16 protein-coding genes and 1 pseudogene are annotated in these 16,550 nt (G+C 73.7%); 13 read left to right on the top strand and 4 right to left on the bottom strand.

Features of this window, described 5'->3' with window-relative positions:
- The 8 genes from ACF09E_RS18710 to ACF09E_RS18675 all read left to right on the top strand — a co-directional run bounded on the left by ACF09E_RS18710 (position 1) and on the right by ACF09E_RS18675 (position 6,875).
- Positions 1-585: a nicotinamide riboside transporter PnuC gene (locus tag ACF09E_RS18710; protein ID WP_392206410.1), complete on the top strand. Its 585-nt coding sequence runs from the start codon at positions 1-3 to the stop codon at positions 583-585.
- Positions 582-1,865, top strand: coding sequence for a bifunctional 3,4-dihydroxy-2-butanone-4-phosphate synthase/GTP cyclohydrolase II (locus ACF09E_RS18705; RefSeq protein ID WP_392206168.1), 1,284 nt, complete (start codon positions 582-584; stop codon positions 1,863-1,865). The genes ACF09E_RS18710 and ACF09E_RS18705 overlap by 4 nt, the downstream gene beginning before the upstream one ends.
- Before the next feature lie 49 nt (positions 1,866-1,914).
- Positions 1,915-2,400, top strand: a complete 486-nt coding sequence (gene ribH, locus ACF09E_RS18700) for a 6,7-dimethyl-8-ribityllumazine synthase (RefSeq protein WP_015032243.1) — start codon at positions 1,915-1,917, stop codon at positions 2,398-2,400.
- 35 nt (positions 2,401-2,435) lie between these two features.
- On the top strand, positions 2,436-2,717 hold the full coding sequence (locus tag ACF09E_RS18695; protein WP_361856457.1) for a phosphoribosyl-ATP diphosphatase: 282 nt from the start codon (positions 2,436-2,438) through the stop codon (positions 2,715-2,717).
- A 79-nt stretch (positions 2,718-2,796) separates the two neighbouring features.
- Positions 2,797-3,645, top strand: a complete 849-nt coding sequence (gene hisG / locus ACF09E_RS18690; RefSeq protein ID WP_073919056.1) for an ATP phosphoribosyltransferase — start codon at positions 2,797-2,799, stop codon at positions 3,643-3,645.
- Between the two features lie 41 nt (positions 3,646-3,686).
- Entirely contained in the window at positions 3,687-4,145 is a 459-nt protein-coding gene (locus ACF09E_RS18685) for a PH domain-containing protein (protein WP_392206167.1), read from the top strand.
- A 244-nt stretch (positions 4,146-4,389) separates the two neighbouring features.
- Positions 4,390-5,826: a hemolysin family protein gene (locus ACF09E_RS18680; RefSeq protein WP_392206166.1), complete on the top strand. Its 1,437-nt coding sequence runs from the start codon at positions 4,390-4,392 to the stop codon at positions 5,824-5,826.
- Entirely contained in the window at positions 5,823-6,875 is a 1,053-nt protein-coding gene (locus tag ACF09E_RS18675; protein ID WP_392206165.1) for a hemolysin family protein, read from the top strand. The genes ACF09E_RS18680 and ACF09E_RS18675 overlap by 4 nt, the downstream gene beginning before the upstream one ends.
- A 163-nt stretch (positions 6,876-7,038) precedes the next feature.
- On the opposite strand, the gene ACF09E_RS18670 is transcribed toward ACF09E_RS18675, so the two are convergent.
- Both ACF09E_RS18670 and ACF09E_RS18665 read right to left on the bottom strand, forming a co-directional pair.
- Positions 7,039-8,961 (bottom strand): AAA family ATPase, encoded by a 1,923-nt coding sequence (locus ACF09E_RS18670; RefSeq protein ID WP_392206164.1) that lies wholly within the window; start codon positions 8,959-8,961, stop codon positions 7,039-7,041.
- Between the two features lie 309 nt (positions 8,962-9,270).
- Positions 9,271-9,900: a hypothetical protein gene (locus ACF09E_RS18665; RefSeq protein ID WP_392206163.1), complete on the bottom strand. Its 630-nt coding sequence runs from the start codon at positions 9,898-9,900 to the stop codon at positions 9,271-9,273.
- A gap of 428 nt (positions 9,901-10,328) precedes the next feature.
- Between ACF09E_RS18665 and ACF09E_RS18660 the strand changes: the two genes are divergently transcribed.
- The 3 genes and pseudogenes from ACF09E_RS18660 to ACF09E_RS18650 form a co-directional block, all read left to right on the top strand.
- Entirely contained in the window at positions 10,329-11,729 is a 1,401-nt protein-coding gene (locus tag ACF09E_RS18660) for a peptidase C39 family protein (protein ID WP_392206162.1), read from the top strand.
- A 688-nt stretch (positions 11,730-12,417) separates the two neighbouring features.
- Positions 12,418-12,570 carry an SCO1431 family membrane protein gene (locus ACF09E_RS18655; protein ID WP_148001713.1) on the top strand — a complete coding sequence of 51 codons (153 nt, stop codon included), beginning with the start codon at positions 12,418-12,420 and terminating at the stop codon, positions 12,568-12,570.
- A gap of 196 nt (positions 12,571-12,766) precedes the next feature.
- A pseudogene (locus ACF09E_RS18650) lies at positions 12,767-13,009 on the top strand (acyl-CoA dehydrogenase family protein); the annotation flags it as partial.
- 149 nt (positions 13,010-13,158) lie between these two features.
- Here ACF09E_RS18650 and ACF09E_RS18645 read toward each other — a convergent pair.
- Positions 13,159-13,701 (bottom strand): hypothetical protein, encoded by a 543-nt coding sequence (locus ACF09E_RS18645; protein WP_392206161.1) that lies wholly within the window; start codon positions 13,699-13,701, stop codon positions 13,159-13,161.
- A 161-nt stretch (positions 13,702-13,862) separates the two neighbouring features.
- Here ACF09E_RS18645 and ACF09E_RS18640 point away from each other — a divergent pair, with 161 nt between their 5' ends.
- Both ACF09E_RS18640 and ACF09E_RS18635 read left to right on the top strand, forming a co-directional pair.
- Positions 13,863-14,999 carry a hypothetical protein gene (locus ACF09E_RS18640; RefSeq protein ID WP_392206160.1) on the top strand — a complete coding sequence of 379 codons (1,137 nt, stop codon included), beginning with the start codon at positions 13,863-13,865 and terminating at the stop codon, positions 14,997-14,999.
- A gap of 47 nt (positions 15,000-15,046) precedes the next feature.
- The gene (locus ACF09E_RS18635; RefSeq protein ID WP_392206159.1) at positions 15,047-16,141 is read left to right on the top strand and encodes a phosphotransferase family protein; all 1,095 of its coding nucleotides are present in this window, start codon (positions 15,047-15,049) and stop codon (positions 16,139-16,141) included.
- A gap of 34 nt (positions 16,142-16,175) precedes the next feature.
- Here ACF09E_RS18635 and ACF09E_RS18630 read toward each other — a convergent pair whose 3' ends face one another.
- Complete coding sequence (locus ACF09E_RS18630; RefSeq protein WP_388806348.1) at positions 16,176-16,544, bottom strand: hypothetical protein; 369 nt, start codon at positions 16,542-16,544, stop codon at positions 16,176-16,178.
- Positions 16,545-16,550 lie beyond the last annotated feature (6 nt).

Here is a 16,550-nt window from a genome sequence, read left to right as displayed (position 1 = left end):
ATGATCGGCAACACCATCGGCCTGGTCGCCCTCGCGCTCGGCTGGCGCCGGTCCATCCTCACCTGGCCCGCCCAGCTGCTCTCCGGCCTGATCCTCGTCGGCGCCTACGCCTCCGCCCACCTCGCCGGCGGCGTCGGCAAGCAGCTCCTCGTCATCGGCGTCGCCGCCTGGGGCTGGTGGCAGTGGAACCGCGGCCGCCGGCAGGCCCAGGACGGCTCCATCGCGGTCCGCTTCGCCACCTGGAAGGAGCGCGCGCTGCTCCTCGCCGGAGCGGCCCTCGGCACCCTCGCCGTCGGCGGCCTCTTCACCCTCTACCCGTCGCTCTCCTGGAGCCCGTGGGCCGACGCGTACATCTTCGTCGGCACCCTCGTCGCGATGATCGCCCAGGCCCGCGGCCTCGTCGAGTTCTGGTTCGCCTGGCTCCTCGTCGACCTCGTCGGCGTCCCGCTCGCCTTCAACAGCGGCCTCGCCTTCTCCGGCCTGGTCTACGTCATCTACTTCGCCCTCGTCGTCTGGGGCATGCGCGACTGGTGGCTCCGGACGCGCACGACCTCCGCCACCGCTCTGGAAGGAGCCCACGCATGAGCGCGCTGCCGATCTGGGACGCCACCGACCTGGCCCTCGACCCCGTCGAGCAGGCGATCCGCGACATCGCCGCCGGCCGGCCCGTCGTCGTCGTCGACGACGAGGACCGCGAGAACGAGGGCGACCTCGTCATCGCCGCCGAGAAGGCCACCCCCGAGGTCGTCGCCTTCATGATGAGCGAGTGCCGCGGCCTGATCTGCGCCCCCATGGAGCACGACGAGCTGGAGCGCCTGGAGCTCCCGCAGATGGTCGAGCACAACACCGAGTCGATGCGCACCGCCTTCACGGTCTCCGTCGACGCGGCCCCCGCCCACGGCGTCACCACCGGCATCTCCGCCGCCGACCGCGCCACCACCCTGCTGATGCTGGCGAGCGGCCGCCACGAGCCCTCCGACTTCGTGCGCCCCGGCCACATCTTCCCGCTCCGCGCCAAGGAGGGCGGCGTCCTCGCCCGGAACGGGCACACCGAGGCCGCCGTCGACCTCGCCCGCCTCGCGGGCCTCCGCCCGGCCGGCGCGATCGTCGAGATCGCCGGCGAGGACGGCGTCATGCTGCGCCTCCCGGAGCTGGTCCCCTTCGCCCGCAAGCACGGCCTCACGATCATCTCCATCGAGGACCTGATCGCCTACCGGCGCTCCGCCGAGCCGACCGTCCGCCGCGAGGCCGAGGTCCGGCTCCCCACCGCGCACGGCGACTTCACCGCCTACGGCTACCGCTCCACCGTGGACGGGGTCGAGCACGTCGCCCTCGTCCACGGCGACATCGCCGCCGCCGGCGGCGAGGACGTCCTGGTCCGGGTCCACTCCGAGTGCCTGACCGGCGACATCTTCCACTCGCTGCGCTGCGACTGCGGCCCCCAGCTGCAGGCCTCCATGGACCGCATCACCGAGGCGGGCCGGGGCGTCGTGGTCTACCTCCGGGGCCACGAGGGCCGCGGCATCGGCCTGCTGTCCAAGCTCCGCGCGTACGAGCTCCAGGAGCAGGGCCGCGACACCCTCGACGCCAACCTGGAACTCGGGCTGCCCGCCGACGCCCGCGACTACGCGGCCGGCGCGCAGATCCTCGTCGACCTCGGCGTCCGCAGCCTGCGCCTGATGACCAACAACCCCGACAAGTCCGACGCCCTGACCCGGCACGGCCTCACGGTCAGGGGCCGCGAGCCCATGCCCGTCACGGCCGGCGAGCACAACCTCCGGTACCTGCGCACCAAGCGGGACCGGATGGGCCACGACCTGCCCTGGCTGGACGGCTCCCAGACGTCCACCTGCGGCAACCAGTGACCGCGGACGCATCCACCCACCACGTACGGATCCACCGGCAAGGAGAATCATGAGCGGCAAGGGCGCACCCGTCCTCAGCGTGAAGAACTGCGGCGACCTGCGGGTCGCGGTCATCGCGGCGCAGTGGCACGAGAAGATCATGGACGGACTCGTCGACGGCGCCCTGCGCGCCCTGAGCGAGCTCGGCATCGACGAGCCGACCCTCCTGCGCGTCCCCGGCAGCTTCGAGCTCCCGGTCGTGGCGAAGGTCCTCGCCGGGCGCGGCTACGATGCCATCGTGGCGCTCGGCGTCGTCATCCGCGGCGGAACGCCGCACTTCGAGTACGTGTGCCAGGGCGTCACCCACGGCCTCACCCAGGTCTCGATCGACACCGGCGTACCCGTCGGGTTCGGGGTCCTCACCGTCGACACCGAGGAGCAGGCGCTCGACCGGGCCGGCCTCGAGGGATCCACCGAGGACAAGGGCCACGAGGCCGTCACCGCCGCCGTCGCGACCGCGACCACGCTGCGCACGGTGAGCGAACCCTGGCGCTGATGACGCGACCCTCACCCCGTACTCTTAGGACCATCATGGCGAACGGAACCCGTAAAACCTTCGAAGAGCTCTTCGCCGAGCTCAAGCTCAAGGCCGAGACCGGCGACCCGGCCACCTCCCGCACCGCGGAGCTGGTCGACAAGGGCGTCCATGCCATCGGCAAGAAGGTCGTCGAAGAGGCCGCCGAGGTCTGGATGGCCGCCGAGTACGAGGGCAAGGACGCGGCCGCCGAGGAGATCTCGCAGCTGCTGTACCACGTCCAGGTGATGATGGTCGCCCGCGGGATCTCGCTCGACGACGTCTACGCCCACCTCTGAGCACAGCCGTCCCCGGAGGCACGTCCTCCGGCGCACGGAACCGGACTCCCACCACTCCCAGGCAAAGGAAGCTCACCCCATGCTGCGCATCGCCGTTCCCAACAAGGGTTCCCTCTCCGGACCTGCGTCGGCAATGCTCCATGAGGCCGGCTACCGCCAGCGCAAGGAGTCCAAGGAGCTCGTCGTCATCGACCCCGACAACGAGGTCGAGTTCTTCTACCTGCGCCCGAAGGACATCGCGATCTACGTCGCCTCCGGGAAGCTGGACATCGGCATCACCGGCCGTGACCTGCTCCTGGACTCCGGCGCCAGCGCCGAGGAGATCCTCGCGCTGAACTTCGGCCGCTCCACCTTCCGCTACGCCACCCGCCCGGGCACGGCGAACGGCCCCGAGGACTTCGGCGGCATGACGATCGCCACCTCCTACGAGGGCATCGTCGCCAAGCACCTCGCGGACCAGGGCATCGACGCCTCCGTCGTGCACCTGGACGGGGCCGTGGAGACCGCGATCCAGCTGGGCGTCGCCCAGATCATCGCGGACGTCGTGGAGACCGGCACCAGCCTGCGCAACGCCGGCCTGGAGGTCATCGGCGAGCCGATCCTGACCTCCGAGGCCGTCGTCGTCCGCCGCCACGGCGCCACCGACGACAACCCGCAGGTCCAGCAGTTCATGCGCCGCCTCCAGGGCGTCCTCGTCGCCCGCTCGTACGTGATGATGGACTACGACTGCCGCGCCGAGCACCTGGAGCAGGCCGTCGCCCTCACCCCGGGCCTGGAGTCGCCGACCGTGTCCCCGCTGCACAACGAGGGCTGGGTCGCCGTCCGCGCGATGGTCCCCGCCAAGGAGGCGCAGCGGATCATGGACGACCTCTACGAGATCGGTGCCCGCGCCATCCTCACCACCGCCATCCACGCCTGCCGCCTCTGACGGCACGGACCGCCCGCACCGAAGGCCCCGAGGAACCCCCGATGTCCCAGGCACCGACGCCCGCACTTCCGGTCACCTTCCGTCCCGGGCGCACCCGGGCGGTGCTGCTGACCCTGGGCGTCCTGATGTTCGTCGTCGTCACCGCCGTCGCGCTGATGCTGGAGCGGCTGGGACCGGGGGAGCGCCTCAGCTTCGTCTTCACCGCGGCGCTCCTGCTCGGGATCCTCGTCCTGCTGAGCCGCCCGAAGATCGTCGCCGACGACGAGGGCGTCACGGTCGTCAACATCACCCGCACCCGGCGGCTGGACTGGGCGGAGATCCTCAAGGTCAACCTGCGGCCCGGCGACCCCTGGGTCTTCCTCGACCTGAGCGACGGCACCAGCCTGCCGGCGCTGGGCATCCAGCCCGGCATCGCCAGGGAGTCGGCCATCCGGGACGCCCGCGCCCTGCGGGCCCTGGCCGAGAGCCACGGCACGGGCACGGAGCAGGCGAAGGCCTGACGGGCCGCTCCGCGGGGCGGACGGGCGTGTTCCGTCCCCCATCCGGGGCCGACCCCCTGCCCCTCGCGGGCTCCGCGTGACTACTCTGGAGGCGGTGGTGCCGAGCGGCACCACCGCCTCGCGTGTGCAGGGCCACCGTACGGCGGCCCGCGAGGCACCCCCTTCGACCCGAGGAGTGACTCCCTCCAGCAATGGACGGATCGTCCGGTAGTACCTGCGCCGCCCCCTCCCAGGAGGCGGCGGCATGATCGTCTCCCTTCTGCTGCTCTTCGCGGCCTTCGTCCTGATCCTCGCCAACGGATTCTTCGTGGCCGCCGAGTTCGGCCTCGTCACCGTCGAGCGCGCCGAGGCCGAGCGGGCCGCGGCCGACGGCGACCGGCGCGCCCGCACCGTCGTCACCGCGCTGCGCGAGCTGTCCTTCCAGCTCTCCGGCACCCAGCTGGGCATCACCATCACCTCCCTCGTCGTCGGCATGCTCGCCGAGCCCGCGCTCGCCGGCCTGCTGCACGGACCGCTCACCGCGACCGGACTGCCCGCCGGGGCCGTCTCCGGGATCGCGGTGGTGATCGGGATGCTGCTCGCCTCCGCCGTCCAGATGGTGGTGGGCGAGCTCGTCCCTAAGAACTGGGCGGTCTCCCGGCCGCTGCAGGTGGCCCGCTTCGTCGCCACCCCGCAGCGGGCCTTCTCCGCCCTCTTCCGGCCGGTGATCTCCCTGCTCAACCGGGTCGCGAACCGGCTCGTCCGGCTCCTGGGCGTCGAGCCCACCGAGGAACTGGACTCCGTCCGCACCCCCGGCGAACTGGTCTCCCTGGCCCGGCACTCCGCCGAGGCCGGCGCCCTCGAACAGGACACCGCCGACCTCTTCGTACGGACCCTGTCCCTCGGCGGCCTCACCGCCGAGCAGGTCATGACCCCCCGTGTGAAGGTGAACGCCCTCCAGTGGGACGCCACCGCGGCCGACGTCCTCAACCTGACCCGCGCCACCGGCCTCTCGCGGTTCCCCGTCTACCGGGACCGCATCGACGAGGTCGTCGGCATGGTCCATCTCAAGGACGCGCTCGCCGTCGCGCCGCACGCCCGGCTGCGGACCCCCGTCGGACGGATCGCGGTCCCGCCGCTCCTGGTGCCCGAGTCGCTGCCCGCCCAGGCCCTGCTGGAGCGGCTGCGCCGGGAACAGCCCATCGCGGTCGTCGTCGACGAGTACGGCGGCACGGCCGGGGTCGTCACCCTGGAGGACATCGTGGAGGAGCTCGTCGGCGAGGTCCGCGACGAGCACGACACGGTCGCCGACGGACGGCCCGAGCTGGCCGCCGCTCCCGCCGAGGACGGGCGGCCCGCCTGGGACGCCGACGGCTCCTGCCGGGTCCACGCCCTGCGCCGGATAGGCCTCGACGTGCCCGACGGGCCGTACGAGACCGTCGCCGGGCTCGTCGCCGACCTCCTGGGGCGGATCCCCGCCCCGGGCGACCGGGCCGAGCTGCCCGGCTGGCGCCTCTCGGTCCGCGAGGTCGACCGCTACCGCGCCGGGCGCGTCCGGATCGTCCGGACGGACCCGGTGCCCGAGCCGGTGGCCGGACCCGCCTGCGGACGGGCGGTCGCCGAGACCGCCCACCCGGTGTCCGAGCCCTTCCCGATCCCTTCCGACGTGCCCGTCCAAATGGCTGCGGAGGCGGTCCGATGAGTACCCTTCCGCTGCTCTTCGCCGTCCTGCTCGTGCTGGCCAACGGCTTCTTCGTCGGGGCCGAGTTCGCGCTCGTCTCCGTCCGCCGCAGCCAGATCGAGCCGCTCGGCGGCGCCCGCGCCAAGCAGGTCCTGCACGGACTGGAGAACCTGCCGCAGATGATGGCGGCGGCGCAGTTCGGCATCACCGTCTGCTCCCTGACGCTCGGGGCCGTCGCGGAGCCGACCGTGGCCCGGCTCCTCGAACCCGTGTTCCACACGGTCGGTGTCCCGGACGGGCTGGTCCACCCGCTCGGCTACGTGATCGCCCTCGCCGCGGTCGTCGTCCTCCACCTCGTCATCGGCGAGATGGTCCCGAAGAACCTGGCGATGGCCGCGCCCGAGCGGACCGCGCTCTGGCTGGCCCCCGGCCTGGTCGGCTTCGCCCGGCTCTGCCGTCCCGTGACGGCCGCGCTCGGCGCCTGCGCCCGGCTGGTGCTGCGGGCGTTCAAGGTGGAGCCCAAGGACGAGGTGGAGGCCGTCTTCACCAGCGTCCAGCTCGGCCGCCTCGTCGAGGACGCCGGCCAGGCCGGTCTGCTCGACCCGGCCGAGCAGGAGCGCCTGGAGGACGCCCTCGAACTGGGCACCCGCCCGGTGACGGAGGTCCTCATCCCCCCGTCCTTCCTGGTCACGGTCGCACCGACGGTCACTCCGCGGGAGATCGAGGAGCTGACCGTCCGGACCGGGTACTCGCGCTTCCCGGTCCGTGCCGCGGAGGGCTCGGCCTTCCTGGGCTTCGTGCACGTGAAGGACGTCCTCGACCTGGACGAACGGGAGCGGGCGGTCCCGCAGCGGCTGTGGCGCCCGATGGCCACGCTCCGCGCCGAACTCCCCCTCGACGACGCCCTCACGGTGATGCGCCGCGCCGCGACCCATCTGGCGCAGGTCGCGGACGGCTCGGGCCGGGTGCTCGGCCTGGTCGCCCTGGAGGACGTCCTGGAGATGCTGGTGGGCGAGGTCCGCGACCCCGCCCACCGGCTGAGGACGGTGCCGGCGGGCGCCGGGGTCTGACGGGCGGACCCACCGGGACGGAACGGGCCCGGCCGGGGCGGCGCGCGACGCCGCTCCCGGGCCGGGCCCGTCTTGCCGGACGGGCCCGGAACCGTCGGGGGATGCGGTCGGATCCGGTCCGGCCCACCGGTCCGGCTTGGTCTGCCTCTCCCTCCGGCCGCGGCTAGTAGCCCGGTGGCTCCTGCTGGGGGCCGCGGTCGACCGGGCCGCGGCCCGACAGGACCTCTCCGTACGCCTGCATCAGGTCGCCCAGTCGCAGGGTCGCCAGATCCTCCCGGGTCGGGGTGCTGGCGTAGCCGGAGAGCCGCAGGTCGCGGTAGGCGCAGGACTTCTCGTACAGGGTGCGCAGGAAGCGGCCGTTGCCCAGTTCGTCGATCCAGCCCTGCTCGACGACGTGCCCGCTGATCGAGCGCAGCTCGTCGCGGGCCTCGTCGTCCCAGCCGTCGCCGTTGGCCGCGGCGAGGACCTCCCCTATCGCGGTGAGCTCCAGCGGGCGGTACGAGGGGAAGTCGACCCGGGTCGTGAAGCGGGAGGAGAGCCCGGGGTTGGTGCTGAGCAGCCGGTCCATGCCCTCGGGGTAGCCGGCCAGGATGACCACGAGGTGGTCGCGGTTGTCCTCGGCCCGCTTGAGGAGCACCTGGAGGGCCTCGTCCCCGTAGGCGTCGCCCTTGCTGTATCCGGTGTTCGAGAGCGCGTACGCCTCGTCCACGAAGAGCACGCCGCCCACGGCCGAGTCGATCAGCTCGTTGGCCTTGACCGCGGTCTGTCCGAGGAACTCGCCGACGAGGTCGGCCCGTTGGGCCTCCACCAGATGGTCGCCGCCGAGGAGCCCGAGGGCGTAGAACACCCGTCCCAGGATCCGGGCGACCGTGGTCTTCCCGGTGCCCGAGGGCCCGGAGAAGACGAAGTGCCGCTTGGGCGGCTGCACCGGCAGGCCCTGCCCCGCGCGGAGCCGCGCCATCTCCAGCTGCGCCGACAGCGCTTTGACCTGGCGCTTCACCGGTTCCAGGCCGACCATGCCCTCCAGCTCGGCGAGTGCCTCCGCGAGCAGTACGGGATCGGTGGGCCCCTCGGGGAAGCGCGGCGGCACCGGCTGGGACGGCAGCGGGGCCTTCTGGCGTACGGTCTCCGGCGGCGGCGGGGCCGGTGCCGGCGGTACGGGATCGGGGGCGAGCCGCACCCCGTCGCCCAGCGGCCCGGCCGCCTCGGGCTCGGTGCCCGGCGCGGTGTCCGAGGCGTCCTGCCCGAGCCCGCCGCCGACGGTGCCCAGGGCGACCGCCGCGAGCCCGGCGGGGTCGTCGATCCCCTCGTACCCCTCGAAGCCGTCGTACTCGGCGATCGCCGCGAGCCGGGCGGCCGTGTCCATGAACGCCGGGTCGATCCGGTGCACGGCGCGGTAGAGCGGCAGGGCGGCGGCGCTGCGTCCGGTGCCCTCGTGGGCGCGGGCCAACCAGTAGCGCAGCTCCTTGCGTTGGGGCTGTTCGCTGCGACAGCGCATCAGCGCGGCCGACAGCAGTGGCTCGGCCTGCCCGTACATCTCCAGGCGCACCCGGGCCATGCCGCCGAACAGCCCCGCCTCGATGCCGAGCAGCGGGTCGTCGACGAGTGTCTCGGTGTGCCGGACCAGCTGGTCCCAGTCCTTGACGAGATAGGCCCGGCAGGCGTGCAGGAAGCGCACCTGCGGGTCGGTGTCGACCGGGGGGAGGCCCGCGAGGGCCCGGTCGAGCTCGGGTACGTGGCGCCCGTCGAGCCAGTGGGAGGCGTGCGCGAGCAGCAGGTCGCGGGGGCTCTCCAGGACCGGCTGGACCCACCAGCCGAGCCAGTACCAGGAGTTCAGCGGGCGCCGGTACCGGGTCCGCTGCTCGCCGAAGCGGTCGCGGTTGCGGTACATGCGCAGCAGCGCGGTCGTGGTGTCGGCCCGGAGGGCGTGCAGCCCGAGCCAGGCGTCCGCCATCCCGGGGTCGAGCCTTACCGCCGTCCGGAACTCGTCCTCCGCCTGCGGATACGCACCCATCGTGTAGGCGTCGATTCCGCGCAGCCAGGCGAGTTCGGCCGGGGCCTGCGCGCCCTGCGTGCCGATGTCCATCGGGTCCCCCACAACCGTCTTCGCATGGACGGGATTTGACCGCACCTGGGGGCATCGTACCTGCGCAGGGGGTGCGCGATTAAGGAGAAGCGCATGATCCGGAACCGGTGACCCTGGGTGAGCGTCAGGGGTCGCCAGAGGCGTCGGAGAGGGTGCAGAGGGGCAGAACGAAGCCCCCGATCACGGGGGAACAACCGGGGGCCTCGCGTCCGCGGCGGCTTCGAAAAGCCGCACATTCAGAACGTAAGACCTGTACGCCCCTTGGGTCAAGCGGAGTTGAGGCACTTGCGGAAGCGGACTTCCACCCCTTCAGTTCACGGACATGAAGCCGTCACGGTGCGTGATGATATGGTCCGCGCCCGCTGTCACCCCCGGCCCGGGGAGCCATTCGTATCCCTCGTCGCACTCCTGTACCAGGGTGTCGGCGAAGGGCCGGGAGGGGTCTCCGGCGAAATGGCGAGTCTCCGCCACGGTCCAGCCGTCCCAGAAGGACGCCTGCTCCGGTCCGTCCCGATGGCGGCCCCGTACCCAGGAGTCCTCGGGACCGCGCTCCATCCACAGCAGCCACGCCAGGAACGGCCGTACCGCCGCCCGGCCCGCACCCACCCCCTCGACGAGGACGACCGGAGCCGCCGGCAGCTCGCGCGCCCCGCCGAACCGGCGCAGGTGCCAGTCGTAGGGGCGGTACGACGCGTCCTCGCCGTGCGCGAGGGGGTCGAGGACCTGCTCCTGCAGTCGTCCGGTCCACTCGAACAGCTCCTCGTGCGTGGCGAGGTCGTCGAGGCGGAGGACGGGCGCGCCGCCCAGGGCGGCGGCGAGCCCGGCGGCGAGCGTGGACTTGCCGGAGCCCGCGTGCCCGTCGACCGCGATCAGCCGGACCGGCCCGCAGGAGGGCGGCAGCCGGAGCAGCGCGTGGGCGGCGCGGTCGAGGTCGTTCATGGGGCCAGGGTAGGGGAGAGGGGGACCTTCGCAGGTCAGGGTGGTACCGCCGTCAGTGGTAGAGACCAATATTGGTGCGGCGACGCGGGGCGAAGTGCTGGCGGAGGCGTACCGGAAGCCGCGATAGTGGGGCGCGCCCGGTCCGCCCGGGCGCGCCCCACCGGGGCTTCCGGCGCGCGGAGGCCCGTACGCCCCTGTACCCGTGCCCGCCGGACCGCGTACCGGCGTGCTCGGACGCCACGTGGACCGCCCCGAAGCACCCGCCGGCCCGCCGCCCCACCGCGTACCGCCGTCGCCACCCCTCCACCTCCCTCCACCTCCGTCCACCTCCTTCCTCCGCCTCCTCCTCCTCCTCTTCCTTCCTCTGCCGGCCCGCCCGGTTCGTCCGCAGGTCCGCGCCCACCGTTCTCGACTGGGGGTCACCGCCCATGACCAGCTCCACCCCGCGCAGAACCGTTCTCGCAGCGGCTCTCGCCGCCGCCGGATCGGCCGCGGCCGCTCCCGCCGCGGCCGCTGTTCCGGAGGGCGCCGCCGCCCCGCCCGCCGGGTCCGGAGCGGCCCCGCCCGCGGGCGCCGGACGGGACCACGACTCCGCACCGGGTCTCGTCGACAACCGCTTCTGGTCCTCGTACACGGACTGGAGGTGCGGCGGCGCGGCCGGGACGAAGGCGGTCGCGGGACGCCGTCCCGGTCTGGTCCTCGCCCACCCGGCGGGGAGCACCGACTACACCGACCCGCACACCGGCCGGACCTCGGCCTGGGAGTACGCGAGCTGGACCTCCCCGGAACACACCCCGGCCGTGCCCGCCACCGAGGTCATCGCCTCGTGGAACGCCCGTACGCCGCCCGGCACCTGGCTCCAGGTCGAGCTGTCCGGCACCTACACCGACGCGACCGCCACCCCCTGGTACGTCCTGGGGCGCTGGGCCTCCGGGGACGGCGACATCCTGCGGACGTCGGTCGACGACCAGACCGACGGCCGGAGCACCGTCTGGACCGACACCCTCGCGATCGACGACACGGCGAGCGGACTCCGGCTCGCCTCGTACCGGCTCCGCCTGACGCTGTACCGCGTCCCGGGCAGCGGCCTCACGCCCACGGTGTGGCGGCTCGGCGCGATGGCCTCGGACGTCCCGGACCGCTTCACCGTGCCCGCCTCCGAGCCGGGCGCGGCGCACGAGCTGGCCGTGCCGCGCTACTCGCAGAACACCCACGTCGGGCAGTACCCCGAGTACGACAACGGCGGCGAGGCGTGGTGCAGCCCGACCTCCTCGCAGATGATCGTCGAGTACTGGGGCCGCGCGCCGTCGGCCGAGGAGCTGGCCTGGGTGAACCCGGACTTCGCCGACCCGCAGGTCTGCCACGCGGCCCGCCACACCTTCGACCACCAGTACGAGGGCTGTGGTAACTGGCCCTTCAACGCGGCGTACGCGGCCTCGTACCCCGACATGAACGCCGTGGTCACCCGGCTCCGCTCGCTCACCGAGCTGGAGAGCCTGATCCGCGCGGGCATCCCGGCCATAACGTCCCAGTCGTTCCGCGAGGAGGAACTGACCGGGGCGGGCTACGGCACCTCCGGCCACCTGATGACCGTCATCGGCTTCACGCCGGACGGCGACATCATCGCCAACGACCCCGCGTCCCCCAGCAACGAGGCCGTCCGCCGGGTCTACCGGCGGCACGAGTGGGAGAACATCTGGCTCCGCACGAAGCGGTACGACGCGAACGGCAAGGTGAGAAGCGGCACGGGAGGGGTCTGCTACGTCTTCTGGCCGGTGCGGCCGACACCACGCCAGCGCCGCGCACTGCAGGCACTCGGTCTGGTGTGAGCGGGGGTGCTCCGGCGGTCGTCCCGACCACCTGAGGGCCGCCCTGCCCGCCCGCCCGCGAGGTGGCCGCACCGGAGCGGTCCACCGTGGCCCTGACCGAACGTCGACCCCGGCACGCTCACCCCACCGCGTCTCCGGTGTCGGGCGCGTCCGGTGCGGCACCGTCGGCGCAGAGTCTCGCGTTCAGCCGGGGGCAGGGCCGAGGCCGGCCGGGTAGGGCGGGTCTCCGGGCTGCCTGCTCCTCGCAGGTCATGCGGTCCGTGCCGCAGGCCGTGAAGTCCGCTCCCGAATCGGCGCGGTCGGCGCTGGGGGAGGGGGCCGGGGAGACCACCGAGCCGGTCCCCGGGCCGTCCGGCCGCATGCCGGCGTTCAGGACCTCGGTCGCGGTGCGGCCGAGCACCGCGAGGGCGCCGGCGGCGGCCAGGAGGACCCGTGCCGTGCGCGAAGGGGACGTGACCGGCCCGCCTGGGGGATGGTCCTCCGCCATCCGCGCGGCGGTGCCGCCGCCGGCGGGAACGTGGTCTCCGGCACAGAGGGCTTCTGCGGCCTTCGCCTCCCCGACCCGCCCTCGCCCGTGCGGCACAAGGCCCTTGCGGCGCCCGGGAGCGTCCGGCGCGGCGCGGCGGGCCCGGGGGACGTGACCGACGTCTCTACCCCGGGGGCGGGCTCGTGCCGCAAGGTGGTCGCCATGACCTCCACCTCCGCCGCCACCCGACTCCTCCTCCGCGCCCGCACGGGCGGCCCGCAGGACGACCGCGGCCCCAAGCTCCTCGAGCACGTCCTCGGCTGGACCCTGGTCGTGCTCCTCGCCGTGCTGGTCACCCGCGCCGGCCTCATGTGACCGGGGGGCGGACCGCCGCCCCCGTCCCCGCGATCCCCCGATCGCCGGGTGATCCCGTCACCCCGAACGGGCATACTCCCCGCGACCCCGGGCGCCCCCGTGCCCGTGCGCGCCCGGCAGGGAGGAGCGCCCGGCCATGGCCGACAGCACCCCGGACGGCGTCGAGCGCCGGCTGCCCACCGACGAGGCCCGCGAGGCGCGGCTGCGGGACGAGGGGCGGCCCTTCGGCCGCCGCGCGGCGATGGCCAAGCTGTTCTGCTCGGACGCCGCCATGGCGGTCACGACCGACGCGGTCCAGGTGCTGGGCGGGTACGGGTTCACGGCGGACTTCCCCGTGGAGCGGTACCTGCGGGAGGCGAAGATGCTCCAGATCGTCGAGGGCACCAATCAGATCCAGCGGGTCGTGATCAGCCGGTCCCTGCTGAAGGGCGGCGGCTAGCGGCGGGCGCGGTCGGACCCGCCTCCGCACGGGATCCGTCGAGCGGGCACGGGGTTCCGTTCCGGGCAGGCCGGGCCGCCCCGTCGCGCTGCCGGTCCGCGGGACGGCGTCGGCGGGGGTGTTCACCCGGATCCGGCGGGGGCGCTCTCTCAGATCCGGCGGGCGGTCATCGCCCCGTCGCCCGGCCGGACCAGCGTGCCGCTGACCCGTACCGTGCGGTCCGCCCAGACCGGGCCGGCTGCGAGCCGGGCCCACTCCTGGTCGCGGTGGCCCGGGAGGGTGCGTCCCTGGCTCGCCCAGAGGGAGAGCACGGCCTTGTAGATGGGCGGGTCCGCGGGGAGGTGCGCCGCCGGGGCGGGCCCCTGGACGGGCACGGGCACGGGGACCGGCACGGGCGGCTGCGCCGCCGGAGCCTGCGGGGCCACGGGGCGGTGTACGGGCGCTGGTACGGGCGCGGCCACCGGCATCGGCGTCGGAGCCTGCGGGGCCACGGGGCGGTGTACGGGCGCCGGTACGGGCGCGGCCACCGGCATCGGCGTCGGGGCCTGCGGGGCCACGGGCCGGTGTACGGGCGCCGGTACGGGCGCGGCCACCGGCATCGGCGCCGACGACTGCGGAACCGATTCTTCGCGGCGCGGCTCGGCCTGTCGATGCCGACCGATCCCGCTGGGAGTGGTGTACAGCGTGGTCATGCCCTGACCAACGCCCCCCGGCGGCTCGTGGTCACCGCCGAGCGGAATCGTGCGGCAGTTCGTCCGGTACCCGGTGCACGACTCTGGCCGCGCGGAGCACAGCTGACGTACCGTCAGCTTCTCTCGCGGAAGACACGCGCTCGCCGACCAGGAGGTCAGCCATGTCCGTGCACCGGCACGTCGACGACCGGCCCGTCCCACTCGACGAATACCCCGTGCACCAGGCGCCGCTCTCGATGAAGCACCACGTCAGCGGCGACCGCAACGCTTACGACCGGTGCATCTTCCACGTCTTCGACCACTCCGGCCGCGCCCTGCTCATCGCCGGTCTCGGGGTCTACCCGAACACCGGGGTCGTCGACGCCTACGCCACCCTCCGCGTCGGCGACCGGCTGCACGCCGTCCGCGCCTCCGACGCTCTCGGCGACGACCGGACGGACCTCTCCGTCGGCCCGTTCACCATCACCGTCGACGAGCCCCTCAAGCGCCTCTCCCTGCGCTGCGCCGCCGACCCGGAGGACCCCGGGGGCCTCTCGTACGACCTGAGCTGGACCGGGGACTTCCCCGCCGTCTGGGAACCCCACCACACCCAGCGCCACGGCGGCCGGCTCACCCTCGAAGGGCGGCGTTTCGTCCAGGCCGGGCACTGTGCGGGGACCGTCAGGGCCGGCGGCGAGGAGTTCCGGGTGACCCCGGGGGAGTGGACCGGCACGCGCGACCGCAGCTGGGGCGTCCGCCCGATCCCCGGCGAGGAGCCGGGCCGCGCCGCCGAGTTCCGCCCCGAGGGCTTCCACTGGCTGTGGATACCGATGCGCTTCGAGGACCGCTTCCTCATGGTGATCGCGCAGGAGGACGCCGACGGCTACCGCACCCTCAACGAAGCCCTGCTCGTACGGAACGGCCACCGCGACACCCAACTCGGCTGGCCCCGCACCGAGGTCACGTACCGCCCGGGCACCCGCCACCCGGAACGGGCCACCGTCCACCTCGCCGACCCGAGCGGCAAGCCCCTGGAGGTCGGCGTCGAGATCCTCGCCTCCTCCCCGCTCGCCGTCGGCGCCGGCTACCCGCCCGCCACCGACTGGCAGCACGGCACCTGGCAGGGCCGCGGCTGGAGCGACCGGCGCGTCTACGACCTCACGGACCCCGCCGCGCACCCCATGGCGGCGTACGGCGTCACCGACCACGCTGCCCGCTTCACCCTCGACGGCCGCATCGGCCACGGCATCTTCGAGCACGGCTCGTTCGGCCGTCACGACCCCAGCGGCTTCGCCGACCACACGTCGACGGCCCGCTGACCGCCCCTTCCCGCAGGCCGCGCCGAACAGCCCACCGAGGAGCCCCCGTGACCGCTGCGTCGTCCCGTCCCCGCACCACCACCCGCGACCCCGAGGAGCTCGGCCGCCGGCTCACCCGCTGGCTGGACCGGCGGCTGCCGGGCGCCCGGGTGACCGGACTCGCCGTACCCGGTTCCAACGGCATGTCCAGCGAGACCCTGCTCTTCGACCTCGACCACCCCGACGCACCCGTCCGCGGCTGCGCCCTGCGGCTGGCCGCCGACCCCGAGGCGTACACCGTCTTCCCCGTCTACGACATGGCCCGCCAGCACCGGGTCATGCGCCTGGTCGGCGAGCACACCGACGTCCCCGTACCGCGCGTGCTGTGGCTCGAAGAGGACCCCGGACCGCTGGGCGCGCCCTTCTTCGTGATGGCCCGCGCCGAGGGCCGGGTCCCGCCGGACGTGATGCCCTACACGTACGAGGGGAACTGGCTGCACGACGCCACCGACGGGGAACGCGCCCTGCTGGAGGCCGAGTCCGTCGCCGTGATCGCCCGGCTGCACGACCAGTTCCCCGCGAAGGAGGCCGAGTTCCTGCTGCCCGACGGGCAGGGCACGCCGCTGCGCCGCCATGTCGACGCCCAACGCGCCTACTACGCCTGGGTGGTGGCGGGGCTCGCGCCCTCGCCGCTCATCGAGTCGGCCTTCGACTGGCTGGAGGCGCACTGGCCCGCGGACGAGGGACCGGCGGTCCTGAGCTGGGGCGACGCGCGCATCGGGAACATCGTCTACGACGGATTCACCCCCGCGGCCGTCCTCGACTGGGAGATGGCCGCCTGCGTCCCGCGCGAGGTGGACCTCGGCTGGACGGTCTACCTGCACCGCTTCTTCCAGGACCTGACCGTCGGCTTCGGGCAGCCCGGACTGCCGGACCTCCTGCGGCGCGACGCGGTCGAACGGCGCTACGCGGAACTGACCGGGCACACCCCGCGCGACATGGAGTTCCACACGCTCTACGCGGCACTGCGGCACGCGATCGTCATGCTCAGGATCGCCTACCGGCAGGCCCACTTCGGCGAGGTCGAGGTGCCCGCGGACCCCGACGGGCTGATCCTGCACCACGCCACCCTGACGGCGATGGTGCAGGGACGCTACTGGTGAGCGGAGGGGCCCCCGGGCCCCGTCCGGACCTGCCTCAGGCCGCGCGCCGCAGCTGCGTCACCCGGATCGGGCGCGAGCCCGGTCCGCCGACGTGCGAGAAGGGCTGCGTGCGCCAGTCGAGGCCCTGGGGGAGCGTCAGGAGCAGGGCGGTGTCCTGCTCCTGGACCTCCAGGGTGTCGTCGGCCGGCCGGGCCTCGGCCGCCGCGAGGCCCGTGCCCCGGCAGACCGTCAGGACGAAGGGGTTCCACGGCGTCGGGCAGAGCGCGTGCTCCGGCAGCGCGTCCTCGTCCGCGAGCAGCGCGATCGGCTGCACGCACTCCGGGCAGATGACCCGGAACATCTCAAAGGTGTCGTACGCGTCGAGCTCATCGGACGTGTCGACCGAATCAACAGGCTCCTGCATGGAGAA

This window comes from Streptomyces sp. NPDC014891 (genome assembly GCF_043081085.1).
Lineage (GTDB): Bacteria > Actinomycetota > Actinomycetes > Streptomycetales > Streptomycetaceae > Streptomyces.
The sequence above is the reverse complement of the archived record's forward strand: the minus strand, read 5'-3'. Positions and strand labels throughout refer to the sequence as shown.